This window comes from Qipengyuania xiamenensis (assembly GCF_019711495.1).
GTDB classification, from domain to species: domain Bacteria; phylum Pseudomonadota; class Alphaproteobacteria; order Sphingomonadales; family Sphingomonadaceae; genus Qipengyuania; species Qipengyuania xiamenensis.
This window is the reverse complement of record NZ_JAIGNM010000003.1, coordinates 56502-79877: the sequence shown is the minus strand read 5'-3', so window position 1 is coordinate 79877 and position 23376 is coordinate 56502. Positions and strand designations below refer to the sequence as shown.

Genomic DNA, 23376 nt, shown 5'->3' with positions numbered 1-23376 from the left:
GAATTTTGGAGTGAAGAATTGAGTACGGGTGTGCCCTCTTGGGTCCAGCAGGCAGTCGGAAGCGCGGTCGCCAAGCCGCTGACCATCGGCGAAGTCGCCGAGGAGAAGGTGCTCGGCAAATCCGGTTTCGCGCTTAGCAGCCCGGCCTTCCGCCATGGCGGCGAACTCGATCCCAGCTTCACCGCAATCGAGGACGATGCAGTCGCGCCTCCGCTTGAATGGACCGCTCCCCCTCCGGGTACGCAGGAGCTGGCACTCGTCGTCGAGGATACGACCGACGGCAAGGTCCACTGGCTCGTCTGGGGCCTCAAGGGCCAGAAGGGCGCGCTGTTCGAAGGCGAAGCTCCGCCGCGCACCGGCAAGAACAGCCAGGGCAACTCCGAATGGCTCCTGCCCGATCCGCCGCTGGGCGTCGAACATACCTACGTATTCCAGCTCTTTGCACTCGACCTGCCGATGACGCTGATGCCCGGCGCGACGCATGAAGAGCTGGTCAAGAACATCAAGGGACACGTCACGGCTGCCGCGATCCTCTCCGCCCGTTTCGAAGGGCACGAGGTCGAGGAGCTGGACGCGGAAGACTTCGATATCGAAGATTAATGATAAGAATAGCCAACTGAAAGGAACCTGAAATGGCTGGCAAGAACAACGCACTGCAGAAGCCGGTGAACCTGTCGCCGGAACTCGAGAACGTGGTCGGCAAGGGCCCCATGACCCGCGCCCAGGTCACTTCGAAAGTGTGGGATCACATCAAGGCGAACAACCTTCAGGATTCGAAGGACAAGCGCATGATCAATCCCGACGACAAGCTCGGCGCAGTCATCGGCAAGGAACAGATTTCCATGTTCAAGATGACCGGTGCCGTCTCGAAGCACATGTCGTAATCATGCGGAGCGGCGGCGCCACGGCCAGTCCGTGACGCCGCCGACCCACAGGGCCAGCCAGACGAGCACGGGCTGCGCGATCATGCGCGGTACGTGATAGGCAAGGCCCAGACCCCCGCTGTCGCGCGCCATGTCCATGGCGAAATGATTGATGTTCGCGGGGAAGACGCAGACTGCGTATAGCGCGAGGCCGATTGCGCCCGCTTTCCTCAAATTCACCGACCAAGGCTGGACCAGCGCTGCTGCGCCTAGCAATTCGGCGATTCCGGTCCACAGCACGACCGCTCCAGGCGCAGGGACCCAGTCCGGCATGATCGCGAGGAAGGGCTCGGGATCGGCGATATGGGCATAACCCGCCAGCGCATAGAAGGCAGCCAGCAGCCAGCACAGCGCGATACGGATCACTCTTCGGTGACCTCGACGCCGTTCCAGAAGGCGATCCGGTCCTTGATCTCGGCGGCCTTTTCCTTGGGCGAGGGATAATACCAGGCAGCGTCGGCGTTGATGGCGCCGCCCGCATTTACCGAGTGGTATTGCGCCGTACCCTTCCATGGGCAGAATGTGGTCTTCTCGCTCGGCGTAAGGGCACTGCGGGCAACGTCGGAGGCGGGAAAATAGTGGTTTCCTTCCACCACGACGGTGTTGTCGCTGCGGGCGATCTCTTCCCCGTTCCACCGGGCTACGACGGTCATGTGCTGTCCCTTTCCATTGCCAGCGCTTTCGCTAGAAGAGCCATCGAAAAGCCCTAGGGTTCCGAACGGGAGAGAATTCGCGTGTCCACCAGCTATCGTTTTGCCGTCCTCGCAGCCTTCGGCCTCGCCGCGTCCCCGCTTGCTGCGCAGGAGACGCCCGAAGAAGTCGCTGCAGCCGCGCTCGAAGCCGCACCTGTCTGGGATGGACACAATGATGTGCCGATCCAGCTACGCGCCCGCTTCGGGAACGAGATCGAGGATTTCGATTTCGTCGATACGCTCGACACCGAGACCGCGCAGCGCAAGGCGATGCACAGCGATATCGTCCGGCTGCGCCAGGGCAGGGTCGGCGCGCAGTGGTGGTCGGTCTATGTCAGCGCATCGCTGGAAGAGCCCGAGGCGGTCCAGATGACGATGGAACAGATCGACGTCACCAAGCGGCTGATCGCTCAGAACCCGGATGCGCTGCAGCTCGCGCTGACCGCAGACGATGTGGAAGAAGCCATTGCCAATGGCAGGATCGCATCACTGATGGGCATGGAAGGCGGCCATTCGATCGGCAACAGCCTCGCCGTGCTGCGCCAGATGTACGATCTGGGCGCGCGCTACATGACCCTGACCCACGGCCGCACACTCGACTGGGCAGATAGCGCGACCGACGCTCCGCGCCATGGCGGATTGAACGAATTCGGCATGGATGTCGTGCGCGAGATGAACCGCATCGGCATGCTGGTGGACCTGAGCCATGTCAGCGAAGAGGCGATGCACGACGCGCTCGACGTCGCCCGCGCACCGGTGATCTTCAGCCATTCGGGCGCGCGCGCCGTGACCGGTCACCTGCGCAATGTTCCCGATAGCGTGCTGGAGCGCCTGCCGGTGAACGGCGGTATCGTGATGGTGGTCGCGCTGCCGTGGTTCATCAACGACGACCTGCGCAACCATGCCGCCAGTCGTGCCGCCGAAAAGGCCCGGCTCGAGGCGCTTTTCGCGGGCCTGCCGGACGAGGTCGAGGCGCGCATGGCGAAGTGGGACGCCGAGAACCGCCAGCCTGTTTCGACGATTTCCGACATGGCCGATCACATCGATCATATCCGCGAAGTGGCTGGGATCGATCACATCGGTATCGGCGGGGACTATGACGGCATGCCGCACGGCCCGGTCGGAATGGAAGATGTCTCAGGTTATCCGGCCCTGTTCGAAGAGCTTGCGCGGCGCGGCTATTCGCAGGCCGATCTGGAAAAGATCTCGATGCGAAACATGCTGCGCGTGATGCGCGAGGCCGAGGCCTATGCTGCCAGCCAGTCGGGTGCAGCACCGATCGAATATCCCGCAGGCGCGGACCGCGATCCCACGGATTGATCGCTAGTCGCAGCCGGGATCAGTCGTCACCGGCCGTTTCGGGCAAGTCGGAGCGGTCGGTGGAGGCCATTTCCTCCAGCTCGTCCTCGGTCATGGATTCGTACATCTGCTTCGAGGCGCCCTGAAGGTCGCTCTTGTCGCTCTCGCCCCGTTTTGCGGACAGGGCCGCTCCTGCAGCCTGCTGCTGAGCCTTGCTGTTTGCCTTGGGCATGCGACTAGTCCTGCGCTTCGAGTTCGCTGCCGCGCTTGAGCACTTCGTCGCCATCTTCCTGCTTTATCAGGTAGGCGGGGTTGTCTCCGTCACCATCCTTGGTGACTTCGGTACCCTGAAGGGTGCGGGTGACCTCGCGTTCGAAACGCTCCTTGATCTGGCCCTTGCCTTCGCCGTTGCCCCAGTTCCATTTGACATATTGGTCGGTCTGGAAACTGTTGGAATTGCTCATGCGACCTCTCCTTCGTGACGGTCAGTTCTCGATAACTTCGATTCCGTCCTCGTATTCGGTCTGATCTTCCAGAGGTGCGACCGGGTCCTGGTCGTTGCCGAGGTCGGTTTGGCTCGGAACGCCGACGATGCTGTCGGTTCCGTCGCCTTCTTCTTCCATCGACTCGATTTCACCGCTGACCGTAGCTTCTTCCTCGACATCGCCCTGCGTCATCGCGGGAATGATCCAGACGATCGACATGAGGATGATGGCGAGCAGCAAGCCGCCGGCAAGGATCCACCGCACGACGCCCTCTTTCGAGCCGCCGCTTGCCTCGGTGTCGGTAATGTGAACTTCGTCGCCTTCTTTGTGCACCGGAAAATACTCCCTAAATCCGCGATCCCGCGTGTTTCAGGCAGTTCTACGGTCCAATCTGGCGAATGTTCCCCTGTCGGGGGGAGGTCACTCAGTCGCGCAGGAGGTCGTTGATCCCGGTTTTCTCGCGGGTCTGGGCATCGACCGTCTTCACGATCACCGCGCAGGCGAGGCCGGGGCCGCCATCCTTGCCGGGCAGCGTGCCGGGCACGACCACCGAATAGGGCGGGAGGTGGCCGCGGATCACTTCGCCGGTGTCGCGATAGACGATCTTGGTCGACTGGGTGATGAAGACGCCCATCGAAACGACGCAGCCTTCGCCCACGATCACTCCTTCGACGATCTCGGAGCGAGCGCCGATAAAGCAGTTGTCACCAATGATGGTCGGGTTGGCCTGCATGGGTTCGAGCACGCCGCCGATGCCTGCACCGGCCGAGATATGGCAGTTCTCGCCGATCTGCGCGCAGGAGCCGATGCTGGCCCAGGTGTCGACCATGGTGCCCTTGCCGACATAGGCGCCGATGTTGACGAAGCTGGGCATCAATACGCAGCCGGGCGCAATGTAGGCGCCTTCGCGCGCGATCGCGCCGGGCACGACACGGAAGCCGGCCTCGCGGAAGCGGGCATCGTCCCATCCGGCAAACTTGCTCGGCACCTTGTCGAAGGCGGGGTGACCGGCGCTGCCGCCGTCCATCACGCGGTTGTCGTTGAGACGGAAGGACAGGAGCACGGCCTTCTTGAGCCACTGATTGACCGTCCAGCCGCCCTTGCCGTCAGGCTCGGCAACGCGGCCCTCGCCGCTGTCGAGCATCGCCAGCGCCGCATTGACCGCTTCGCGCACGTCGCTCGATCGCGGCGTGACGTTGGCGCGGTCTTCCCACGCGGCTTCGATGCGGTTTTCGAGGTCGGCGCTCATGCTGGTCTCCGTTTGAACTTTCGGAGAGGTCGTTAGCAGCGTAGGCGCGCTAGTCCATCCCCGCCGCTTGCGCGAATTCGTAGGCGCGGTCGACCAAGGGCCCGACACGCTCGCTCATCGACTTGGCATGAGCTGAAGACGCGGTGCCGTCGATCACGCGCTTCTTGATGCCCTGCATGATGCCTGCAAGCCGGAAGAGGTTGTAGGCGAAATACCAGTCCATCGGCGGGACAGGATAGCCGGTCTTCGCGACATAGCGTTCCACGGCCTCGTCCTGCGAGGGAATGCCCAGCTTTTCGAGGTCGAGGCCCAGCAGGCCGGCACGCCCGTCATGCGGATTGTGCCAGTTAAGCATGAGATAGCTGAAATCCGCAATCGGATCGCCCAGCGTCGACAGCTCCCAGTCGAGAACCGCGAGGACCTTGTTCTCGTCCTTCGCGAAAATCATGTTGTCGAGGCGGTAATCGCCGTGGACCACGCTGCTTTCATGCTGCGGCGGGATGGTCTGCGGCAGCCATTCGATCAGCCGCTCCATCTTCTCCATGTGCTCGGTTTCGGAGAGCTTGTACTGCTTCGACCAGCGCGCGATCTGGCGCGCGCAATAGTCGGTCGGCTTGCCGTAGTCGCCGAGGCCGATCTCGTCCGGCTTGCGCAAGTGGAGCTCGGCCATGGTGTCGATCATGGCGTTGTAGATTTCGCGGCGTTCTTGCGGAGTGTTGTTCGGCAGCGAACCGTTCCACAGCGAGCGGCCATCAGCGAGGCCCATGACGAAGAACTTCGAGCCGATGACCTTGGGATCTTCGCAAAGGCCGTAGGTCTTCGGCACGGGGAAGCCCGTCGGACCGAGCGCGTGCATGGCCTTGTATTCGCGGTCCACGGCATGCGCGCTCGGCAGCAGTTTGCCGAAGGGCTGGCGGCGCAGGACGTAAGAGCGGTTCGGGGTGTCGATCCGGTAGGTCGGGTTCGACTGGCCGCCCTTGAACTTCGAATAGGAAATCGGGCCTTCGAAACCCTCGACATTGGCTTCGAACCACGCGGTCAGCTTGTCCATGTCGAGCTGGTCGCGTTCGGGCACGTCGATCGTGCCGACCATTTCCTTGTCGAAGTCGATTTCGGGCATGCCTGTTTCGCTCATCAGTCGAACACCACCACGCTGCGGGCGGAATGGCCGCCCTTCATCTTTTCAAAGCCCTCGTTGATCTTCTCGAGCGGGATGCGCTCGGCGATGATCGTGTCGAGATCGAGCAGGCCGCGCATGTAGAAGTCCACGAGGCGCGGCAGGTCGACCGGGAAGTGGTTCATCCCCATGATCGCGCCCTGGAGCTTCTTGCCCGAGAGCAGGTCCATCGCACCGAGACCGACCTTGCAGTCGAGCGGCATCATGCCGAGGATTGTCGCGGTCCCGCCACGGCGAAGGACCTTCACGGCCAGGTCTGCCGAAGCCTGACGGCCGACGGCCTCGATCGCGTGATGCACGCCGCCGCCGGAGATCTTCATCACCTGCTCGACGGCATCTTCGGCCATTGCATCGACCGTGTGCGTCGCGCCGAGGACCTGCGCGAGTTCGCGCTTCTCGGGTAGCGGATCGATGGCGATGACCTTGCCGGCACCGGCAATCTTGGCAGCGTTGATGGTGGCAAGACCCACACCGCCACATCCGACCACGGCGACGGTTTCGCCCGGAACGACGGAGCAGGCGTTGAAGATCGCGCCCGCGCCGGTCGTCACGGCGCAACCGATGACCGCAGCACGGTCGAGCGGCATATCCTTGTCGATCGCGACGCAGGCATGCTCGTGGATCAGCATCTGTTCGCAGAAGGCCGACAGGTTGAGCATCTGGGCAACCGTCTCGCCGCCGTTGCGCGTGATGCGCGGCGCCGCGGTCTGGCCGCGGCGCGTGTCCGCACCCATGCAAAGCGCCATCCGACCGGTGACGCAGAATTCGCAGTGGCCGCAGAAGGCGGAAAGGCAGGAGACGACGTGGTCGCCTACCTTCACGGTCTTCACTTCGCTGCCGACTGCACGCACGACGCCTGCAGCCTCATGGCCCGGAATGGCGGGCAGGGGATGCGGGTAGGTGCCTTCGATGAAGTGCAGGTCCGAATGACAGAGGCCACAGGCCTTGGTGTCGATCAGGACCTCGTGCGGGGCCGGATCGGCGAGTTCAACCTCGCCGATCGTCAGCCCGCCGACCTGCTCAAGAATTGCAGCCTTCGCCATCAGCGCGTCGCTCCCATGTCGCCGGAGCTTAGGTTCGAACTGCCGTCGGTCGGGGCCTTGCCGTCACGCAGCGCGTTGGCGGTCGGACCTTCTTCCGGCATGTGCTTGGCGAATTCCATGCGTGCGATCGAGCGGGCGTGGACCTCGTCCGGACCGTCGGCAAGGCGCAGCGTACGCTGGTGGGCGTAGGCATTGGCGAGACCGTAGTCGTCCGACACGCCGCCGCCGCCATGCGCCTGGATGGCATCGTCGATGATCTTGAGCGCCATGTTGGGCGCCTGCACCTTGATCATTGCGATTTCCTGCTTGGCGGCCTTGTTGCCGACCTTGTCCATCATGTCGGCGGCCTTGAGGCAGAGCAGGCGGGTCATGTCGATGTCGATACGGGCGCGCGCAACGCGCTCTTCCCAGACCGAGTGCTTGTAGATCGGCTTGCCGAATGCCTCACGCTCCTGGAGGCGCTTGCACATCTTGTGCAGCGCTTCCTCGGCGACGCCGATGGTGCGCATGCAGTGATGGATGCGGCCCGGGCCGAGGCGGCCCTGCGCGATCTCGAAACCGCGGCCTTCGCCCAGCAGCATGTTGGTGACCGGAACGCGCACGTCCTTGAGTTCGACTTCCATGTGGCCGTGCGGCGCATCGTCGTAGCCGAAGACGGGCAGGTGGCGGAGAATCTTCACGCCCGGCGCATCCATCGGCATCAGGATCATCGACTGCTGCGCATGGCGGCCGGCCGAGAAATCGGTCTTGCCCATCACGATGGCGACCTTGCAGCGCGGATCGCCCACGCCAGAGGACCACCACTTGCGGCCATTGATGACATATTCGTCACCGTCGCGCTCGATGCGGGTCTCGATATTGGTCGCATCCGACGAAGCCGTGAAAGGCTCGGTCATCAGGAAGGCCGAACGGATTTCGCCGTTCATGAGCGGGGTGAGCCACTTGTCCTTCTGTTCGCGCGTGCCGTAGCGATGGAAGACTTCCATGTTGCCGGTGTCGGGCGCGGAGCAGTTGAAGACTTCGGAAGCAAAGCCGATGCGGCCCATTTCCTCTGCGCACAGCGCATATTCGAGGTTGGTCAGGCCCGGGCCCTCGAAATCGAACGTCTCTTCCACATGGTGGTGGCCGTCGTTGCGCGGCGGCATGAAGAGGTTCCAGATACCTTCGGCCTTGGCCTTTGCCTTGAGGTCCTCGACCACCTGGATGACTTTCCAGCGGTCACCTTCTGCGTCCTGCGCCTTGTAGGTCGGGACGGCGGGGCGGACATGATCCTCGATGAAGTTCTTTACCCGGTCGCGCCAGTATGCTTGCCTCTCGGTGGGCTGGAAATCCATCTTCTAATCCTCTCTCTCTAAATCGGTTGCTTCACGAAACTGGCATAGGTGCCAGCGCCTCGCCAAGCGGATTCTTGCTTCAATTTGTCAGGGAACGATGGTCCCCGCGTCGATGTCCCCGCGTGCCGCAGCGTCAAGCGCCCGCTTGCGGCGTTTGGCCAAAGTCTCGACACGCGCCTCGTGTTCGGCCCGACTGATCGGGAATCGGCCGAGCCAGAAGGCCGCGACGATCGCGAGCACGATGGCAGCAGCGCCGTAATAGGTGATCATGTGCGACAGCACCGATGCATCGACATCGCCCGCACGGGCTCCGTCGGGCAGTTGCGAGGCGGCCACGATCTGGCCGGTCAGGAAGATGCCGAGGCCGGTGGCGCATTTCTGGATCAGCCAATTGCCCGAATAGAACGCGCCTTCCGCGCGCCGGTGGGTTCGCTCTTCGAACGCTTCGACAATTTCGGCGATCATCGAGGTGGCGGAAACCATCATGATCACGCCGAACATGTTGGCGAACAGCAACATGCCGAGAAAGGCGAAAGTCGACACGGCAGTGCCTGTCTCCGGCCAGGCTCCCATCAGTAGCAGGAGGTACGGCGCAAGGCCCAGTACGATGCTGCCGTAAGCGCCGATCGCCGCGCTCTTCGCCTTGCCGAAAGCGCGGTGCATCTGGCCTACCACGAAGAACATCAGCACGACCGACAGGAACAGCGTCAGCGCATAACCCAGCAGTCCGGTAAACCAGTCGGGCCCGCCCGCAATCAGCGGCTGGTCGAGCTGCCAGACGAAGACGTTGAGGTAGTTCGAGATCGAGAACGTCATGCCCTGGTTGACGTAGGCTGCCAACGCACCGGCCGCGAAGAACAGGAAGCTGCGCTCGGAAAACGCGTCGAAAATCTCTTGGAAGGCGTTCTTCAGCGAGAAGGGTGGTGGGCGCCTTTCGGGCCATTGCGCGATCAGGCGGTGCTGGCCCAGCGCCGAGCCCATAACCGACAGCACCATGAGCGCCGCGCCGAAGACGCCGAAGCCGAGATAGCCTTCCTGCTGGAGCAGGCCGTCCGGTCCGGACATGAACACCGTGTAGGCAAGGATCATCATCACGATCCCGCCCAGCCAGCCGGACAGGAACCGGTAACGGAACAGGGTGGTGCGGTCGTCGTAATCCTGCGTGATTTCCGGCACCAGGCTGATCGACGGGACCTCGCAGGCCGACAACAGGATCCGCACACCCACTGCGATGGCGATCAGGCCGAGGAAACCGGGCGCCTCACCGCCGGGCGGATGCCACAGGAGCACCCACATGATCGCCAGCGGAACCGGCGCGATGTAGAGCCACGGCAAACGCCTGCCCCACCTTGTGTAGGTCCGGTCGGAAAGGTTGCCGATGATCGGATCGATGACCGCATCGACGAGCAATGCGATCAGCAGCGCAAGGCTGACGAGCCGCGCATCCATGCCGAGCACCTGGTTGTAGAATATCAGCAGGAAGAAGCTGAACCCCAGGTCCTTGACCCCGAATGCAACTGCACCGGACCCATGGATGATCTTGAGACGCTGGGGCAGGGGACCGGTGACGAAAGCCATTAGCTGCGGCCTTGGGCCTGTTTCTCCATGGCTTCAAGGGCTTCGAACATGCCCGGGGTTTCCGGATCCCAGCTGTGACGAGGTCCGAGCGTTATGCCGCCATCGACGATCATCGATGCGCCGGTCATGAAGCCGGCCGCGTCGCTGGCAAGGAAGGCCACTGCCTCGGCGATGTCGCGCGGCTGCCCGCCACGCATCACCGGCTGGGCATTGGAGGACATCTGCGCGATTGCCGCCTTGGCGGTATCGACCATCTCCTCGGGCACTTCGAGCGATGAGGTGAAGATGTTCGTGTTGATGAAGCCGGGCTGCACCGCGTTCACGCGAATGCCGTGTTGCGCGAGATCGGTCGCTGCGCACTTCGTCAGGTGCAACACGCCTGCCTTGGCTACTGCATAGGCGGTTGGCGAATAGCCCGGGCCGACCGCTGCGACGCTGGACACATTAACGATGCTCGCGCCCTTGCGGCCCTTCATGTGCGGTACCGCATAGCGAATGCCCATCGCCACCGAGCGCAGCAGGAGGTCCATCGTGCGGTCCCATTCGTCGGGCTCGATTTCGTCGATTCCCGGACGTGCGCCGCCCGCGCCGGCATTGTTGAAGACCACGTCGATCCCGCCGGTCTCTTTCGCCGCGCCGTCCATCAGCTTGCGGATGTCTTCGGGCGAGCAGACGTCGCAATGGCGATAGCGGACGTCCCCGGCCGTTTCGCTTTCAAGCTTGCTGCCGCCATCATCGTCGATGTCCGATGCGAACACCGTCGCACCCTCGCTCGCGAAAAGGCGCGTAGCTTCCGCACCGATGCCCGATGCCGCACCGGTGACAATCACCGTCTTGCCGCTGAACCGCATGTCTTTCTCTCCCGGAAATCCTCGGCCTCAAGCTTAGGCGCACTGCCCCTTACGTCAACGCAAACCGCCTGACGCTACGGCATGGCGCGTCGCCGTGATCGCCCTTGCGACTCCTGTGCGAATCACCCTAACGTAAACGTCAACTGGAGAGATATGAGAGAGGAGTCGGTCATGTCCGATCTGGAAGCTTTCCGCGCCGAAACGCGCGAGTGGCTCGAAGCCAATTGCCCCCCCGAAATGCGCCAACCCGTTCGCGATGAACAGGATATCTACTGGGGTGGCCGCAACGCCACCTTCAAGAACGATGCCCAGAAGGCATGGTTCGAAGCCTGCCGCGACAAGGGCTACACCGTGCCCGAATGGCCCAAGGAGTATGGCGGTGCCGGTCTCAGCCCCGCCGAAGGCAAGATCCTGCGCCAGGAAATGTCCCGCATGGGTGCACGCCCGCCGCTGTCGAGCTTCGGCATCTGGATGCTTGGCCCGGCGCTGCTGCACTTCGGCACCGAAGGCCAGAAGAAGCGCTTCCTCAACGAGATCGCCGCTGGCGAAATCCGCTGGTGCCAGGGCTATTCGGAGCCGGGTTCGGGTTCGGACCTCGTCTCGATGCAGACCTTCGGCGAAGACAAGGGCGACCACTGGGTCGTCAACGGCCAGAAGATCTGGACTTCCTATGCCGATGAAGCAGACTGGATTTTCTGCCTCGTCCGCACCGACAAGCAGAACAAGTACCAGGGCATCACCTTCATGCTGTTCGACATGGCGGGCGAAGGCGTCTCGACCAAGCCGATCAAGTTGATCAGCGGCAACAGCCCCTTCTGCGAAACCTTCTTCGACGATGTGAAGGTGCCCAAGAGCTATGGCGAGGACATTCCCGGCTATGTCGGCGAAATCAATCGCGGCTGGGACGTTGCGAAGTACCTGCTCGGCCACGAACGCGAGATGATCTCGGGCGCTGGCGGTGGCGATCGCACGGCAGCTATCGGCGCAGCTATGAAGCGCAATGCCGGCGAACTCGACGCAGTGCTGCGCGCAGAGCTCGCGATGTTCGATGTCGATGCGCTGGCCTACACCGCGATGGGCGAGAAGTTCCTCGACGAGATGAAAGTCGGCAAGGGCCATCCGGCCCAGCCGAACATGATGAAATACGCCGGGACCGAGCTGAACAAGCGCCGTCACGAACTGATGATGGCGGCGGGCGGTAGCCGCGCCCTCGAATGGGAGAGCGACGAGACCAGCGGCGGCAAGCCTGCACGCAACTGGCTGCGCACCAAGGCCAATTCGATCGAGGGCGGTACGAGCGAAGTCATGCTCAACGTCATCTCGAAACGTATCCTCGACCTGCCGGGAGCCTGATCGATGCCTCTTTATTACGACGACGACCAGGCAATGCTGGCCGAGACCGCACAGCAGTTCATGTCCGAAGAGGGCGCGATTGCGAAACAGCTGCGCCACTGGCGCGACCGCGATTGCAAGGACGGCTTCGGCCATGGCCTGTGGAAGCAGTTTGCCGAAATGGGCTTCACCGGCATGCTGGTGGATGAAGACGACGGCGGGCTCGGCATGGGCCATGTGGAAGCCGGCATCGTGCTCGAGAACATCGGGCGCAACCTCACCCCGTCGCCCTTCCTGTCCTCTTCCGTGCTTGCAGCGACTGCGCTCAAGCACGGCAGCGACGATGTCCGTGGCCGCTGGCTGCCGGGCCTGATCGAAGGCGAGAAGGTCTATAGCGTCGCGATCGACGAAGGCGCCAAGCACCGCCCCGAGACCATTGCCTGCAAGGCGGAGAAATCGGGCAACGGCTTCAAGCTGTCGGGCAAGAAAGACTACGTGGTCTATGGCGCTTCGAGCGAGATGATCGTCGTCGCCGCGCGTACTTCGGGCGGTGACAGCGATGCCGACGGCATCACCCTTTTCGCAGTACCGCAGGACGCCAGCGGCATGAGCCACGACAGCGTGCGCCTCGTCGACAGTTCGATGGCGAGCCACGTCACCTTCGACGGTGTCGAGCTCGACGGCGATGCCGTGATCGGCGAGGTCGATGGAGGGCGCGAAGTGCTCAACAATATGCTCATGGCCGGCCGTGTCGGCGCGGCTGCGGAAGGCTGCGGCGTTGCGAGCGGCGCGATGGACATGACCGTCGACTACCTCAAGCAGCGCAAGCAGTTCGGCAAGCTGATCGGTGAATTCCAGGCGCTGCAGCACCGCGCCGCGCATCTCTATTCGGAAGTCGAGATCGCCCGCGCCGTCACCATCAAGGCGGCGCAGCTGCTCGATGGCGGTAGCGAAAAGGCCGACCTCATGGCCAGCGTCGCCAAGGCCAAGGTCGCAAAGGCCGCCGGTCTTGCAGTGAAGGAAGGCGTGCAGATGCACGGCGGTATCGGCATGACCGACGAATACGACATCGGCCTCTATATGAAGCGTGACCGTGCGCTGCAGGAATTCCTCGGCGACATGTATTACCACGCAGGCCGGGTGGCCGAGATGAGCGGCTACTGAGCGGGAGAGAGACAATGACACTTGAAGATATGTTCAGCCTCAAGGGCCGCATCGCCCTCGTGACGGGCGGCAGCCGCGGCATCGGCCGCATGATCGTGGAAGGCTTCCTCGCGGCAGGATGCGAGCGCGTCTACATCACCGCGCGCAAGGGCGGCGAACTGCACGATACCGCAGAGGAACTCGGCGAGCGAGTGATCCCGATCCAGGGTGATATTTCCACGCTCGAAGGGATCGACGAACTGGTCGCGGAAATTTCGGGCCGCGAAGACCATCTCGACATCCTCGTCAACAATGCGGGGTCCGCATGGGGCGCGGATTATCTCGAGTTTCCCGAAGCGGGCTGGGACAAGGTCATGGACCTGAACGTCAAGACCCCCTTCTTCCTGACGCAGAAGCTCCACGGGCTGCTGACTGCCAACGCCAGCCAGGACAAGCCGAGCAAGGTGATCAACATCACCTCGGTCGACGGCCAGCGTATCAATCCGTGGGAGACCTATTCCTACCAGGCGTCCAAGGCCGCGCTGATCCACCTGACGCGCCGCATGGCTGCCCGGCTGGTGAAGGACCATATCTACATGACCAACATCGCGCCCGGCGCTTTCCCTTCGAACATGAACAAGGTCGCGCGCGACATGGAAGCCGAAAGCGCGGCGGGTATCCCGAACAAGCGCGTAGGCGACAAGTACGACATGGGCGGCAGCGCCGTCTATCTCGCGAGCCGCGCGGGCGATTACACGGTCGGCGAAACGCTGACCGTCGACGGCGGTATCGTGAATGCCCATCTGCCGACCCACTTCGCCGATCCGGCGGGCGGTCGCTAAGGCACTCGCTCAGGCGTCCTGCGTGCTGGTCGAAGGCATTCCTGCCTTCGCCAGCGCGTCGGCGCATCCCTGCATCACCGCTGGGTCGCGGTAGAAATCGGGCGTTATAAACCGTTCGATGGTGAAGTCCGGCTCGATCCGCAGCACCTCTGCAACCATCTTGCGCGCACCACCCATGTCTCCACTCATGGCAAGCGCCGAGGCCAGGCCCGAATAGCCGAACAGGAATTGCGGTTCGCGTTCGATAAGCTGGCGGAAAATCTCGATCGATTTATCGTAGCGCTGCGCGTTGCGATAGGCCGTTGCTGCCACGCCCAGCCTCACGGCGCTGGGGATCGGGGCCAGACGCAGTGCTTTTTCGAGGCTGACGATCGACTGGTCGAACCGGCCGAGGAACATCTCAACCCATCCGCGCGCGAACAGTGCCTCGTCTGAACTGGGCGCGCTGCGTACGGCGCGCTGCGCAAAGTCGTACGCCGCGTCCAGATTTCCCGTCAGAACGTGGAAATAGACATTGCCGATGAGCGCCGCTGCATTGTCGGGATCGATGGCGAGTGCCTTTGCGGCATTTTCCTGCATCGCGGGAAGCGCGTCCTGCGGCGCTTCCCACTGGACCAAGAGCGAAGCGGCCCAGGTCGTCGTGAGCCACGCATAGCCGAGCACTGATTCTGGCTCCATCGCTACGAATTCGCTGAACAGTCGCCGGGCTTGGAGCATGGTCTCGGGTTCGAAGCGATGAAACTCGAACAACCCGCGGTAGAAGACGTGCCCTGCCTCTACCGACTTGAAGCGGCTGCGGTTGAGGCGCGCTTGCTCGCCATGAACCAGCTTGACGTCGAGCGCGGTCACGATCTCGCTCGTCAATTCGTCCTGCACGGCGAAGATGTCTTCCAGCGTCCGGTTGAAAGTCTCCGACCAGATGGTCTTTCCGCTCTCCGTTTCGACCAGCGCTGCTGATATGCGCGCGCGATCGCCGGCCCGCCTGATGCTGCCGGTTAGCACTGCCGTGGCACCGAGGCGCCTGCCAATGGCGTCGGGCGGCGTAGGGCTTTCCTTGAATTCGAAGGCCGTGCTGCGAGAGATTACCTGCAATTGCTGGATATGTGACAGCTCGGAGGTCACGTCCTCGATCAGCCCGTCGGCGAAATAGTCGTCGTCCGCTCCTCCACCGGTTTGCCGGAAGGGTAGGATGAGGAGCGTCTTCTCGGTCGCTGCAGTCTGCGCGCTACGGTTGGGGACCGGAATGGCAACCTTGAGGCATTCCGCCACGCCTGCCATCAGCTGGCCCAGCTCGCCTTCGCGGTCGGGCCAGCCGGCAAGGTCGGGTGTGTGGGACGAGCGAAATCCCAGTGGCGGCATGATGTCGTCGATCCGGAAAGGTACCAGCACGTTCCGCTTGAGCCCCACCGCAGCTTCGTCGCGGCACCAGTGCGAAGCAACCGAGTGCTCCGACCATGCGACGAGCACGCACTTGGCCTTGTGCAGCTCATCCTCGATGCAATCGGCAAAGGCCGGGCCGGCAACCAGTTCGCGGTCCCACCACACGCTGCGGTCGCGTGCGCGCAACTCATCGACAAGGGGCGCGAGGCGCGCCTTGTCCTTCGACGAGTAGGACAGGAAGATATCGGCCATTCTGTTATCTCCGGATGGCGACCGGATTTTTACCGATTATTGAAGCATAACGCCTGATAACGCGCAAGCGAGCGCGGCGGCCTAGCTCATCAGTTCACGCACGAAGGGGATCAGGCCGGTCTGGCGCTGGCGCTTCATCCGTTCGGCATCGAGGATTTCGCGCACCTTGGCGAAACACGCATTCACGTCCTCGTTGATCACCACGTAGTCATAGGCGTCCCAGTGACTGATCTCGGCGCGGGCGCGTTCCATACGGGCCTGCACGACTTCCTCGCTGTCGGTGCCGCGGCTGCGCAGGCGTCGTTCTAGTTCGGCGATGCTCGGCGGCAGGATGAATACGCGGACGACGTCCTGCTGGTCCTTCTGGAACAGCTGCTGCGTGCCCTGCCAGTCGATATCGAAAAGGAAGTCCTGGCCTTCCTTCAGCGCGTTACGGATACGGCCCTTCGGCGTGCCGTACCGATGCCCGAAAACATGCGCCCATTCGTAGAAATCGTCTTCCTCGACCATGCGGTCGAATTCTGCATCGTCGACGAAATAGTAGTGCACACCGTCCACCTCGCCGGGCCGCGGAGGGCGGGTGGTGACGCTGACCGAAAGCTTGATCTCGTCATCGGCGCCGAGCAGCATCCGACTGATCGTCGTCTTGCCTGCGCCGCTGGGCGAGGAAAGGATGAACATCAGCCCGCGGCGGGCGAGTTTGTCATTGTCTGGTGCGGATTCGGCCATGCGCGCTGTTGGCGCATGGCGCGCGCGCGATCAAGGGTGCAGCCTCCCGGAATGCTCAGGCGAGCGTATCGCCGTCGGCCTGTCCGCGGATCGTCTTCTCGCCCTTGCGGCGGGCCTTGCGCCGCGACTGGCTGCGGTCGAACAGCGTCTTGCCGACCAGCCCGAGGCCCACGATGAGCGCGCCCGGAACGGACTTGGTGGCGTATTTGGTCACGCCATAGGCCGCCAGCGTGTGCACGATCGAGCGGTTCTCGACCGCTTCCTTGGCGAACTGGCTACCATACTTGCGGCCCAGCAGCGCCTTTTCGACCGTGTGACGTGTCAGGCGGCCAGCGCTGCGCAATATGATCTCGTGAATCAGCAGGTTGGTGGCAGGGTTGGGACTTGGGCCAGGCACGGTGGTTTCGCCCGACACCTCGCGCTCGACGCGTGCCACCGCATCGCTCACCCGGTCGGTGACGTGATTGGCTTTCTCTTCCTTGGCCAGACCCATGTTTGCCCCTGCTTGTCAGCGAGGCATTGCCCCGCGGGTTAGTTCTTGCGGCCGAAATCGACCGTGACGACGTTCGAGCCGTCTTCCGAACCTTCAACGGGTGCAGGCTCGCCCTGTTCCTCGTCATTTCCGGCTTCGTCGGTGGGGGCAGGGGCCATGTCGGCGACCGTTGCCTGGAACTGCAGGCCGAAATCGACCGCCGGATCGACGAATTGCGTGATCGCGGCATAGGGAATGTCGAGCTCTGCCGGGATCTGGTTGAACGACAGGCCGACCGAGAAGCCGTCCTCGCGCACATTCAGGTCCCAGAACTTGTTCTGCAGCACGATCGTCATCTCGTCGGGGAACCGCTCGCGCAGGCTCGCCGGGATCGACACGCCGGGAGCGTGCGTCTTGAAAGTGATGTAGAAATGGTGCGCGCCGGGCAGCTCGCTGCCGCCCTGCTCGATTTCGCCCAGCACCCGGCCGACCACTGCGCGCAGGGCCTCCTGCACGATGGTGTCGTATGGGATCATGCTGTCAGGCGTATCTTCGCTCATGCAATATAAGTGGAACTGCCGGGGCCTGCGGTCAAGCGCTTTAAGCCAGTCTTTACCCTGCAAGAAGCGGCAATTTCTTGCGCGTGCGCGTAAGCCGCCTATAGGCTCCGAGCCATGCGTACAGGCCGTATCGAAAGAAACACCGAAGAAACCAAGATCCTTGTCGAGGTGAACCTCGACGGGAACGGAAGCTATGATGTCTCCACCGGCATCGGTTTCCTCGATCACATGGTCGAACAGTTTTCGAAGCACTCGCTGATCGACGTGACGATGAAGGTCGATGGCGACCTCCATGTCGACCAGCATCACACCACCGAGGACAGCGCGCTGGCACTGGGTCAGGCGCTTGCCGCCGCGCTCGGAGACAAGGGTGGCATCGCGCGTTACGGCAGCGCCTTCTCGCCGATGGACGAGACGCTGGCGCGGGTGGCGCTCGATATTTCGGGTCGTCCCTATCTCGTGTGGAAGGCCGGGTTCAGCCAGGAAAAGCTGGGCGAATGGGACACCGAGCTGATCGAGCACTGGTTCCATTCGGTCGCGCAGACCTGCGGGCTGACGCTGCATATCGAGCTGCTCTACGGCACGAATAACCACCACATCTGCGAAGCGATCTACAAGGGCTTGGCGCGCGCCATGCGCAGCGCGGTCGAAATCGATCCGCGCAAGGGCGGCGCAATCCCGAGCACCAAGGGGCAGCTGGGTGGCTGAGGTTATCGCTCTCGTCGACTATGGCGCGGGCAATCTGCATTCGGTCGAGAACGCGCTGAAGCGGGTAGGAGCCAAGGTAAAGGTTACCGCCGATCCCGACGTGCTGCGTGCTGCGGACCGGATCATCCTTCCCGGGGTGGGAAGCTTCAACGCCTGCGCGGCAGGGCTCCGCGCCGAAAAGGGCGTGATCGAGGCCATGCGAGAGCGGGTGTTCGTGGGCGGTGCGCCGTTTCTCGGCATATGCGTCGGCATGCAGCTGCTCGCCACGCGCGGCCTTGAGCACGGCGTAACGCCCGGACTCGACTGGATCGAGGGCGAGGTGCGGCTGATCAAGCCGACCGATACCAGCGTGAAAGTCCCTCACATGGGCTGGAACGACGTGGCCATGACGCCGCATGCGAAGAACCACGAGGTGATCGAGGAGGGCGAGGCCTATTTCCTCCATTCCTATCACTTCCACGCCAACAGCGGGAAGGACGTACTGGCGATGACCGACCATGGCGGCGGTCTTGTCGCAGCCGTCGGTCGTGACAACATCCTCGGGGTGCAATTCCATCCCGAAAAGAGCCAGAGCTACGGGCTCACCCTTCTTTCCCGCTTCCTGGAGTGGAAACCGTGATCGTCTTCCCCGCAATCGACCTCAAGGCAGGACAGGTGGTTCGCCTCGCCGAGGGCGATATGGACCGCGCCACCGTCTATGGCGATAACCCTGCCGCGCAGGCCAAGCTGTTTGCCGAGGCCGGGGCGGGGCATCTGCATGTGGTCGATCTCGACGGGTCGTTCGCCGGCTCTGCCCAGAACCGCGAGGCAGTCGAGCAGATCGTCGAGACATTTCCCGGCCACGTCCAACTCGGCGGCGGCATCCGCAAGCGCGAAGATGTCGAGGGCTGGTTCGATGCAGGCGTTTCTCGTGTGGTCATGGGCTCGGCAGCGTTGAAGGACCCCGAGTTCGTCAAGGACATGGCGCGCGCCTTCGAGGGCGGCGTGGTCGTCGCGGTGGATGCCAAGGATGGCATGGTCGCGACCGAGGGTTGGGCCGACGTGTCGGACGTGCCCGTGATCGACCTGGCCCGCCGGTTCGAGGATGCGGGCGTCGCCAGCCTTCTCTTCACCGACATTGGGCGCGACGGGTTGCTCAAGGGCGTGAACCTCGACGCAACGGTGGACCTCGCCCGCCAGGTGGACATTCCGGTGATCGCCAGCGGCGGGGTCAAGGGTATCGAAGATATCCACGTGCTCTCGCTTCATGCCAAGGACGGCATCGAAGGCGTGATTACCGGTCGCGCACTCTATGACGGGCGGCTGGACCTTTCCGCCGCGCTCGCAGTGGCGGCACGCGCATGACCGTCCGTATCCGCGTCATTCCCTGTCTCGACGTGGCCGACGGGCGCGTCGTGAAGGGTGTCAACTTCGTCGATCTCAAGGATGCAGGCGATCCGGTCGAGCAGGCGCAAGCCTATGACCGCGCGGGAGCTGACGAGCTTTGCTTCCTCGATATCTCGGCAAGCCACGAAGGGCGCGGGACGCTGCTCGAGATCGTGCAGCGTACTGCTGCTGTCTGCTTCATGCCGCTGACAGTTGGCGGAGGTGTCCGCAGCGTCGAGGATGCACGCGCACTGCTACTCGCAGGGGCCGACAAGGTGGCCGTCAATTCCGCAGCAGTTGCCCGGCCAGAATTGGTGCGCGAGATCGCGGACAAGTTCGGCAGCCAATGCATAGTCGCCAGCGTCGATGCCCGCGCCAAGACCGAGGGCGAGGGCTTTCGCGGCTGGGAAATCTATACCCATGGCGGACGCAAACCGACCGGCATCGATGCCATCGAACATGCGCAGAAGCTCGCCGAACTTGGCGCGGGCGAATTGCTCGTGACCTCGATGGACGGCGACGGGACGAAGCAGGGCTACGACCTCGAACTCACCCGCGCGATTGCCGACAGCGTCTCTGTTCCGGTGATCGCCAGCGGCGGCGTCGGCACGCTGGAACACCTCGTCGAGGGCGTGACGCAGGGCCATGCCAGCGCCGTGCTTGCCGCATCGATCTTCCACTTCGGCCAGCACTCCATCGGCGAAGCGCACCGCGCCTTGCGCGCGGCAGGCTTGCCTGCGCGCGGCTGATCGCCCTAGGACCGCTTTCATGGATACGTTGACCCGCCTCGAGGCCACCATCGCCCAACGCATGTTCGCCTCGCCGGACGAGAGCTACGTCGCCGCGCTCAAGGCGAAGGGCCTCGGCAAGATGGCGCAAAAGGTTGGCGAGGAAGCAGTCGAAACGGTGATCGCCGCCATGTCCGGCACGCGCGAGGAACTGGTTTCGGAGAGCGCCGACCTGCTGATGCACCTTCTGGTCCTGCTGCAGGTCAAGGACGTGCCGCTGGCCGATGTCATGGCCGAACTCGACCGGCGCGAAGGCACTTCGGGTCTCGAAGAAAAAGCGAGCAGGGGCGAATAATCATGCCGATCGATCCGACGCTGCCGTACGACGACAACAACATCTTCGCGAAAATCCTGCGCGGCGAGATCCCCTCGACCAAGGTCTACGAGGACGAGTGGGCCTTTGCCTTCGAGGACATCAATCCGCAGGCCGAAGTGCACACGCTGGTGATTCCCAAGGGCCGCTATGTCAGCTGGGACGATTTCAGCGCGAAGGCCGGTGCAGAGGAGATCGCGGGCTTTATCCGCGCCGTCGGCAAGGTCGCGCGGGACAAGGGGCTGGTGGAACCCGGCTATCGCATGATGGCCAATATCGGCGCACATGGCGGGCAGGAAGTGCCGCACCTGCATGTCCATATTTTCGGCGGTCAGTTCCTCGGGCCGATGATCGCACGATAATTTCGCCGCACGCAGGACTCGTTTCACCGCCGTTCATGTCCTGGAGCCGAAAGGCGGCTTTGCAGTGAATCTTCGCTGCGCTAGAGCGCCAAGCCGAATGTCACTGCCCAATTCTCCCGACGGTATCATCCAAGGCGACCGGCACCTGTATGCCGTGCGTGTCTATTACGAGGACACGGACCTTTCGGGCATCACCTATCACGCAAACTACCTGCGCTGGTTCGAGCGCGCCCGTTCGGACCTCTTGCGCCGCTTGGAAATCGACCAGCGTAGCGCGATCGAGGCGGGTGAGGGCGCCTATGCCGTGTCCGAAATCATCCTCAAATACCTCCGCCCGGCCAAGCTCGACGACGATGTCCTGATCGAGACGAGTTGCACCGAGCTCAAGGCCGCATCCTGCCGGATGCACCAGCGCGCGATGCGCGGAGATGAATTGCTTGCCGAGGCACACTTGCGCGTCGGTTTCGTTTCACCAAGCGGCAGGCCCATTCGCCAGCCCGAAGAATGGCGCGAGGCATTCGCGCGCTTCGTCAATTCGAGCGGAGATCAATGACCAACCTCCCCCTGCTTTCCGTCGGTGCGCCCACTAGGCTCGATCCGATCCAGCTGTTCCTCGATGCCGATATCGTGGTCCAGGCCGTCATGTTCGGCCTGATCCTCGCCAGCATCTGGGTCTGGACGATCATTGTTTCCTTCAGCCTGCGCATGCGCAAGCTCAACGGGGCGACGCGCGATTACGAAAGCGAGTTCTGGCAGGCCGAAAGCTTCGACCGCTTCATGTCCGAGCGCGGCAATCGCGACATTCCCTCTGCCCGCGTTGCGCAGGCGGGTGTGGCCGAGTGGCGGCGTTCCTCGCGCGGCGAGATCCGCGACCGCGAAGCCGTTCGCGAGCGGATTACGACGGCGATGGAAAGCCAGGTCGCGCAGGAAGCGGACGACATTGCGGTGCGCCTGAACTTCCTCGCCACCGTCGGCGCGGTAGCCCCCTTCGTCGGCCTGTTCGGCACGGTCTGGGGGATCATGAACAGCTTCTTCCAGATCGGCGCGCAGGAAAGCTCCTCGCTCGCCGTCGTTGCGCCGGGCATTTCCGAGGCGCTGTTCGCAACCGCCATCGGCCTGTTTGCGGCTATCCCGGCAGTTATCGCCTACAACCGCTTCAGCCATTCCGTCGAACGTTTCGAGAGCCGCCTGCACCGCTTCTCCGACAAGCTCAACGCGAGCTTCAGCCGCCAGCTGGAGCAGCGCTAAGATGGCGATGGCGCTGGGATCCGGCAAAGGGACACGCAGGCTCCGCGGACGCGGTGGCCGCCGCCCCATGTCCGAAATCAACGTTACACCCTTCGTCGACGTCATGCTGGTGCTGCTGATCATCTTCATGGTCACCGCGCCGCTGCTGACCGCCGGCGTCCCGATCCAGCTGCCCGACAGCCGCGCCAATGCGCTGCCGCAGGACGCGCAGCAGGTCTCGATCAGCATCGATAGCGAAGGCTATGTCTATATCGACGATGCGCAGGTGCCCGTCGGCGGCCTGCCGCAAGCGCTCGAAGCGATCCCGCGCGCAGGCGAGGGCCCCGATGTGACGCTTCGCGCCGACCGTGCGCTCGACTACGGGCGCGTCATGGCAGTCATGGGCGAGTTGAACCGCGCCGGTCTCAACCGGATTTCGCTCGTTACCAACGGCGGTCAATCGAGCCCGCCGGTCAACGCGGGTTCACCTTCCGGGGAATAGCCAGACGTCATGGAGAGGACAGGCATCAGGACAGAGGAGCGCACCGGACTTATCGTCGCGGTGACCCTGCACCTGTTGCTGCTCGCCGCGATAGTAATCCAGGGCTTCTTCCCGGCTCCGCAGGTCGACCGGACCGAGCGCATGACGGTCAGCCTCGTCGATGAAATCGGCCTCGAGGCCACCGCGCCCGATCCGGTTCCGGAAAGCCGCGCCGCGATCGCTTCGGAGCTTTCCGATACCCCGAGAACGCCGGTCGCCGATGCGCCGCCGCAGCCGACCGAGAACCGCGCAGCGGTGCGAGACAGCACGCCGCGTCCGCGACCCGAACAACCGCGCCAGCAACCGCAGCCGCGTCCGACCGAGAAGGCCGGCGGTTCGCGTATCGGTGACAACTTCCTCGAGGGACGCGGTTCGAGCGCGAATACCAACGAGACCCGCGCTCCGGCTGCTACGTTCGGTCGCTCGGAGCGGGCGGCCTTGTCTTCGGCGATTACCCGCGCGCTGCGCCCGCACTGGAGCGTGCCTTCCGGCGTCGATAGCGAACTGCTGGTGAGCGTTGTCGCATGGCGCCTCAATCCCGACGGGACGCTCAATGGCCGTCCGCGGCTGGTCAGCCAGAGCGGCATCAATGATTCCAACCGTGCGCAGGCTGCCCTACACGCCGAACGCGCAATCCGGGCGATCCAGCTCGCCCAACCTTTCAAGCTTGACGAGAGGTTCTACGATCAGTGGGACGAACTCGAATGGCAATTCGACAGAAGGCTCTGAAC

At 63.2% G+C, this 23376-nt stretch carries 31 protein-coding genes; 16 read left to right on the top strand and 15 right to left on the bottom strand.

The window, feature by feature from the left end:
* Positions 1–18: 18 nt before the first annotated feature.
* Entirely contained in the window at positions 19–600 is a 582-nt protein-coding gene (locus K3165_RS11875) for a YbhB/YbcL family Raf kinase inhibitor-like protein (protein WP_247714126.1), read from the top strand.
* A 32-nt stretch (positions 601–632) separates the two neighbouring features.
* The gene (locus tag K3165_RS11870; protein WP_040966059.1) at positions 633–884 is read left to right on the top strand and encodes an SWIB/MDM2 domain-containing protein; all 252 of its coding nucleotides are present in this window, start codon (positions 633–635) and stop codon (positions 882–884) included.
* Here K3165_RS11870 and K3165_RS11865 read toward each other — a convergent pair whose 3' ends face one another.
* Entirely contained in the window at positions 885–1289 is a 405-nt protein-coding gene (locus K3165_RS11865) for a DoxX family protein (protein WP_221549109.1), read from the bottom strand.
* Complete coding sequence (locus tag K3165_RS11860) at positions 1286–1576, bottom strand: DUF427 domain-containing protein (RefSeq protein WP_221549108.1); 291 nt, start codon at positions 1574–1576, stop codon at positions 1286–1288. The genes K3165_RS11865 and K3165_RS11860 overlap by 4 nt, the downstream gene beginning before the upstream one ends.
* 81 nt (positions 1577–1657) lie before the next feature.
* On the opposite strand from K3165_RS11860, the gene K3165_RS11855 reads away from it, so the two are divergent.
* On the top strand, positions 1658–2935 hold the full coding sequence (locus K3165_RS11855) for a dipeptidase (protein ID WP_425594406.1): 1278 nt from the start codon (positions 1658–1660) through the stop codon (positions 2933–2935).
* A 19-nt stretch (positions 2936–2954) separates the two neighbouring features.
* On the opposite strand, the gene K3165_RS11850 is transcribed toward K3165_RS11855, so the two are convergent.
* The 9 genes from K3165_RS11850 to K3165_RS11810 form a co-directional block, all read right to left on the bottom strand.
* On the bottom strand, positions 2955–3146 hold the full coding sequence (locus tag K3165_RS11850; protein ID WP_221549107.1) for a DUF3008 family protein: 192 nt from the start codon (positions 3144–3146) through the stop codon (positions 2955–2957).
* Positions 3147–3150: 4 nt separating this feature from the next.
* Positions 3151–3378 (bottom strand): hypervirulence associated TUDOR domain-containing protein, encoded by a 228-nt coding sequence (locus K3165_RS11845; RefSeq protein WP_221427627.1) that lies wholly within the window; start codon positions 3376–3378, stop codon positions 3151–3153.
* Positions 3379–3399: 21 nt separating this feature from the next.
* Positions 3400–3732 carry a hypothetical protein gene (locus K3165_RS11840; protein WP_221549106.1) on the bottom strand — a complete coding sequence of 111 codons (333 nt, stop codon included), beginning with the start codon at positions 3730–3732 and terminating at the stop codon, positions 3400–3402.
* Between the two features lie 91 nt (positions 3733–3823).
* Positions 3824–4648: a 2,3,4,5-tetrahydropyridine-2,6-dicarboxylate N-succinyltransferase gene (gene dapD / locus K3165_RS11835; protein ID WP_221549105.1), complete on the bottom strand. Its 825-nt coding sequence runs from the start codon at positions 4646–4648 to the stop codon at positions 3824–3826.
* A 49-nt stretch (positions 4649–4697) separates the two neighbouring features.
* Positions 4698–5783: a phosphotransferase family protein gene (locus tag K3165_RS11830; protein ID WP_247714125.1), complete on the bottom strand. Its 1086-nt coding sequence runs from the start codon at positions 5781–5783 to the stop codon at positions 4698–4700.
* Positions 5783–6868, bottom strand: a complete 1086-nt coding sequence (locus K3165_RS11825) for a Zn-dependent alcohol dehydrogenase (RefSeq protein WP_221549104.1) — start codon at positions 6866–6868, stop codon at positions 5783–5785. The genes K3165_RS11830 and K3165_RS11825 overlap by 1 nt, the downstream gene beginning before the upstream one ends.
* Entirely contained in the window at positions 6868–8202 is a 1335-nt protein-coding gene (locus K3165_RS11820; RefSeq protein ID WP_221549103.1) for an acyl-CoA dehydrogenase family protein, read from the bottom strand. Before K3165_RS11820 ends, K3165_RS11825 begins: the two co-directional genes overlap by 1 nt.
* An 87-nt stretch (positions 8203–8289) precedes the next feature.
* Positions 8290–9780, bottom strand: a complete 1491-nt coding sequence (locus tag K3165_RS11815) for an MFS transporter (RefSeq protein WP_221549102.1) — start codon at positions 9778–9780, stop codon at positions 8290–8292.
* Entirely contained in the window at positions 9780–10631 is an 852-nt protein-coding gene (locus K3165_RS11810; RefSeq protein ID WP_221549101.1) for an SDR family NAD(P)-dependent oxidoreductase, read from the bottom strand. The genes K3165_RS11815 and K3165_RS11810 overlap by 1 nt, the downstream gene beginning before the upstream one ends.
* A gap of 171 nt (positions 10632–10802) precedes the next feature.
* Between K3165_RS11810 and K3165_RS11805 the strand changes: the two genes are divergently transcribed.
* The 3 genes from K3165_RS11805 to K3165_RS11795 are packed head-to-tail and all read left to right on the top strand — an operon-like array spanning position 10803 to position 13948.
* A complete protein-coding gene (locus K3165_RS11805) occupies positions 10803–11984 on the top strand; it encodes an acyl-CoA dehydrogenase family protein (protein WP_221549100.1) in 1182 nt (393 codons plus the stop codon).
* A gap of 3 nt (positions 11985–11987) precedes the next feature.
* Positions 11988–13127 (top strand): acyl-CoA dehydrogenase family protein, encoded by a 1140-nt coding sequence (locus K3165_RS11800; protein ID WP_221549099.1) that lies wholly within the window; start codon positions 11988–11990, stop codon positions 13125–13127.
* A gap of 14 nt (positions 13128–13141) precedes the next feature.
* On the top strand, positions 13142–13948 hold the full coding sequence (locus tag K3165_RS11795; protein WP_221549098.1) for an SDR family oxidoreductase: 807 nt from the start codon (positions 13142–13144) through the stop codon (positions 13946–13948).
* Between the two features lie 9 nt (positions 13949–13957).
* On the opposite strand, the gene K3165_RS11790 is transcribed toward K3165_RS11795, so the two are convergent.
* From K3165_RS11790 to K3165_RS11775, 4 genes are all read right to left on the bottom strand, one after another.
* The gene (locus K3165_RS11790; RefSeq protein ID WP_221549097.1) at positions 13958–15580 is read right to left on the bottom strand and encodes a TIR domain-containing protein; all 1623 of its coding nucleotides are present in this window, start codon (positions 15578–15580) and stop codon (positions 13958–13960) included.
* An 81-nt stretch (positions 15581–15661) separates the two neighbouring features.
* The gene (gmk, locus tag K3165_RS11785) at positions 15662–16309 is read right to left on the bottom strand and encodes a guanylate kinase (RefSeq protein ID WP_221549096.1); all 648 of its coding nucleotides are present in this window, start codon (positions 16307–16309) and stop codon (positions 15662–15664) included.
* A gap of 55 nt (positions 16310–16364) precedes the next feature.
* Positions 16365–16802, bottom strand: a complete 438-nt coding sequence (locus K3165_RS11780; protein WP_221549095.1) for a hypothetical protein — start codon at positions 16800–16802, stop codon at positions 16365–16367.
* Between the two features lie 38 nt (positions 16803–16840).
* Positions 16841–17341, bottom strand: a complete 501-nt coding sequence (locus K3165_RS11775) for an SspB family protein (protein ID WP_221549094.1) — start codon at positions 17339–17341, stop codon at positions 16841–16843.
* Positions 17342–17455: 114 nt separating this feature from the next.
* Between K3165_RS11775 and hisB the strand changes: the two genes are divergently transcribed.
* From hisB to K3165_RS11725, 10 genes are all read left to right on the top strand, one after another.
* The gene (hisB, locus tag K3165_RS11770) at positions 17456–18049 is read left to right on the top strand and encodes an imidazoleglycerol-phosphate dehydratase HisB (protein WP_221549093.1); all 594 of its coding nucleotides are present in this window, start codon (positions 17456–17458) and stop codon (positions 18047–18049) included.
* Positions 18042–18668 (top strand): imidazole glycerol phosphate synthase subunit HisH, encoded by a 627-nt coding sequence (hisH, locus tag K3165_RS11765; RefSeq protein WP_221549092.1) that lies wholly within the window; start codon positions 18042–18044, stop codon positions 18666–18668. The genes hisB and hisH overlap by 8 nt, the downstream gene beginning before the upstream one ends.
* Complete coding sequence (gene hisA / locus K3165_RS11760; RefSeq protein ID WP_221549091.1) at positions 18665–19393, top strand: 1-(5-phosphoribosyl)-5-[(5-phosphoribosylamino)methylideneamino]imidazole-4-carboxamide isomerase; 729 nt, start codon at positions 18665–18667, stop codon at positions 19391–19393. The genes hisH and hisA overlap by 4 nt, the downstream gene beginning before the upstream one ends.
* Complete coding sequence (gene hisF / locus K3165_RS11755; protein WP_221549090.1) at positions 19390–20163, top strand: imidazole glycerol phosphate synthase subunit HisF; 774 nt, start codon at positions 19390–19392, stop codon at positions 20161–20163. Before hisA ends, hisF begins: the two co-directional genes overlap by 4 nt.
* 19 nt (positions 20164–20182) lie before the next feature.
* Complete coding sequence (locus tag K3165_RS11750) at positions 20183–20497, top strand: phosphoribosyl-ATP diphosphatase (protein ID WP_221549089.1); 315 nt, start codon at positions 20183–20185, stop codon at positions 20495–20497.
* Positions 20498–20499: 2 nt separating this feature from the next.
* Positions 20500–20877 carry a histidine triad nucleotide-binding protein gene (locus K3165_RS11745; protein ID WP_221549088.1) on the top strand — a complete coding sequence of 126 codons (378 nt, stop codon included), beginning with the start codon at positions 20500–20502 and terminating at the stop codon, positions 20875–20877.
* Positions 20878–20974: 97 nt separating this feature from the next.
* Positions 20975–21430 carry a YbgC/FadM family acyl-CoA thioesterase gene (locus K3165_RS11740; protein WP_221549087.1) on the top strand — a complete coding sequence of 152 codons (456 nt, stop codon included), beginning with the start codon at positions 20975–20977 and terminating at the stop codon, positions 21428–21430.
* Complete coding sequence (gene tolQ, locus K3165_RS11735; protein WP_221549086.1) at positions 21427–22125, top strand: protein TolQ; 699 nt, start codon at positions 21427–21429, stop codon at positions 22123–22125. The genes K3165_RS11740 and tolQ overlap by 4 nt, the downstream gene beginning before the upstream one ends.
* 1 nt (position 22126) lies before the next feature.
* Positions 22127–22606, top strand: coding sequence for an ExbD/TolR family protein (locus tag K3165_RS11730; RefSeq protein WP_221549085.1), 480 nt, complete (start codon positions 22127–22129; stop codon positions 22604–22606).
* A 9-nt stretch (positions 22607–22615) separates the two neighbouring features.
* Positions 22616–23374, top strand: coding sequence for an energy transducer TonB (locus tag K3165_RS11725; RefSeq protein ID WP_221549084.1), 759 nt, complete (start codon positions 22616–22618; stop codon positions 23372–23374).
* The last annotated feature ends 2 nt before the right edge of the window (positions 23375–23376 follow it).

Bases quoted from the DNA above. Each gene is read 5' to 3' on its own strand.
- K3165_RS11825 (WP_221549104.1), bottom strand. From the start codon at position 6,868: ATGGCGAAGGCTGCAATTCTTGAGCAGGTCGGCGGGCTGACGATCGGC.
- K3165_RS11725 (WP_221549084.1), top strand. From the start codon at position 22,616: ATGGAGAGGACAGGCATCAGGACAGAGGAGCGCACCGGACTTATCGTC.
- K3165_RS11750 (WP_221549089.1), top strand. From the start codon at position 20,183: ATGGATACGTTGACCCGCCTCGAGGCCACCATCGCCCAACGCATGTTC.
- K3165_RS11850 (WP_221549107.1), bottom strand. From the start codon at position 3,146: ATGCCCAAGGCAAACAGCAAGGCTCAGCAGCAGGCTGCAGGAGCGGCC.
- K3165_RS11830 (WP_247714125.1), bottom strand. From the start codon at position 5,783: ATGAGCGAAACAGGCATGCCCGAAATCGACTTCGACAAGGAAATGGTC.
- K3165_RS11815 (WP_221549102.1), bottom strand. From the start codon at position 9,780: ATGGCTTTCGTCACCGGTCCCCTGCCCCAGCGTCTCAAGATCATCCAT.
- hisF (WP_221549090.1), top strand. From the start codon at position 19,390: ATGACCGTCCGTATCCGCGTCATTCCCTGTCTCGACGTGGCCGACGGG.
- K3165_RS11730 (WP_221549085.1), top strand. From the start codon at position 22,127: ATGGCGATGGCGCTGGGATCCGGCAAAGGGACACGCAGGCTCCGCGGA.
- K3165_RS11860 (WP_221549108.1), bottom strand. From the start codon at position 1,576: ATGACCGTCGTAGCCCGGTGGAACGGGGAAGAGATCGCCCGCAGCGAC.
- K3165_RS11870 (WP_040966059.1), top strand. From the start codon at position 633: ATGGCTGGCAAGAACAACGCACTGCAGAAGCCGGTGAACCTGTCGCCG.
- K3165_RS11780 (WP_221549095.1), bottom strand. From the start codon at position 16,802: ATGGGTCTGGCCAAGGAAGAGAAAGCCAATCACGTCACCGACCGGGTG.
- hisB (WP_221549093.1), top strand. From the start codon at position 17,456: ATGCGTACAGGCCGTATCGAAAGAAACACCGAAGAAACCAAGATCCTT.
- K3165_RS11795 (WP_221549098.1), top strand. From the start codon at position 13,142: ATGACACTTGAAGATATGTTCAGCCTCAAGGGCCGCATCGCCCTCGTG.
- K3165_RS11805 (WP_221549100.1), top strand. From the start codon at position 10,803: ATGTCCGATCTGGAAGCTTTCCGCGCCGAAACGCGCGAGTGGCTCGAA.
- K3165_RS11810 (WP_221549101.1), bottom strand. From the start codon at position 10,631: ATGCGGTTCAGCGGCAAGACGGTGATTGTCACCGGTGCGGCATCGGGC.
- K3165_RS11800 (WP_221549099.1), top strand. From the start codon at position 11,988: ATGCCTCTTTATTACGACGACGACCAGGCAATGCTGGCCGAGACCGCA.
- K3165_RS11820 (WP_221549103.1), bottom strand. From the start codon at position 8,202: ATGGATTTCCAGCCCACCGAGAGGCAAGCATACTGGCGCGACCGGGTA.
- gmk (WP_221549096.1), bottom strand. From the start codon at position 16,309: ATGGCCGAATCCGCACCAGACAATGACAAACTCGCCCGCCGCGGGCTG.
- K3165_RS11845 (WP_221427627.1), bottom strand. From the start codon at position 3,378: ATGAGCAATTCCAACAGTTTCCAGACCGACCAATATGTCAAATGGAAC.
- dapD (WP_221549105.1), bottom strand. From the start codon at position 4,648: ATGAGCGCCGACCTCGAAAACCGCATCGAAGCCGCGTGGGAAGACCGC.
- K3165_RS11740 (WP_221549087.1), top strand. From the start codon at position 20,975: ATGTCACTGCCCAATTCTCCCGACGGTATCATCCAAGGCGACCGGCAC.
- K3165_RS11745 (WP_221549088.1), top strand. From the start codon at position 20,500: ATGCCGATCGATCCGACGCTGCCGTACGACGACAACAACATCTTCGCG.
- K3165_RS11775 (WP_221549094.1), bottom strand. From the start codon at position 17,341: ATGAGCGAAGATACGCCTGACAGCATGATCCCATACGACACCATCGTG.
- tolQ (WP_221549086.1), top strand. From the start codon at position 21,427: ATGACCAACCTCCCCCTGCTTTCCGTCGGTGCGCCCACTAGGCTCGAT.
- K3165_RS11790 (WP_221549097.1), bottom strand. From the start codon at position 15,580: ATGGCCGATATCTTCCTGTCCTACTCGTCGAAGGACAAGGCGCGCCTC.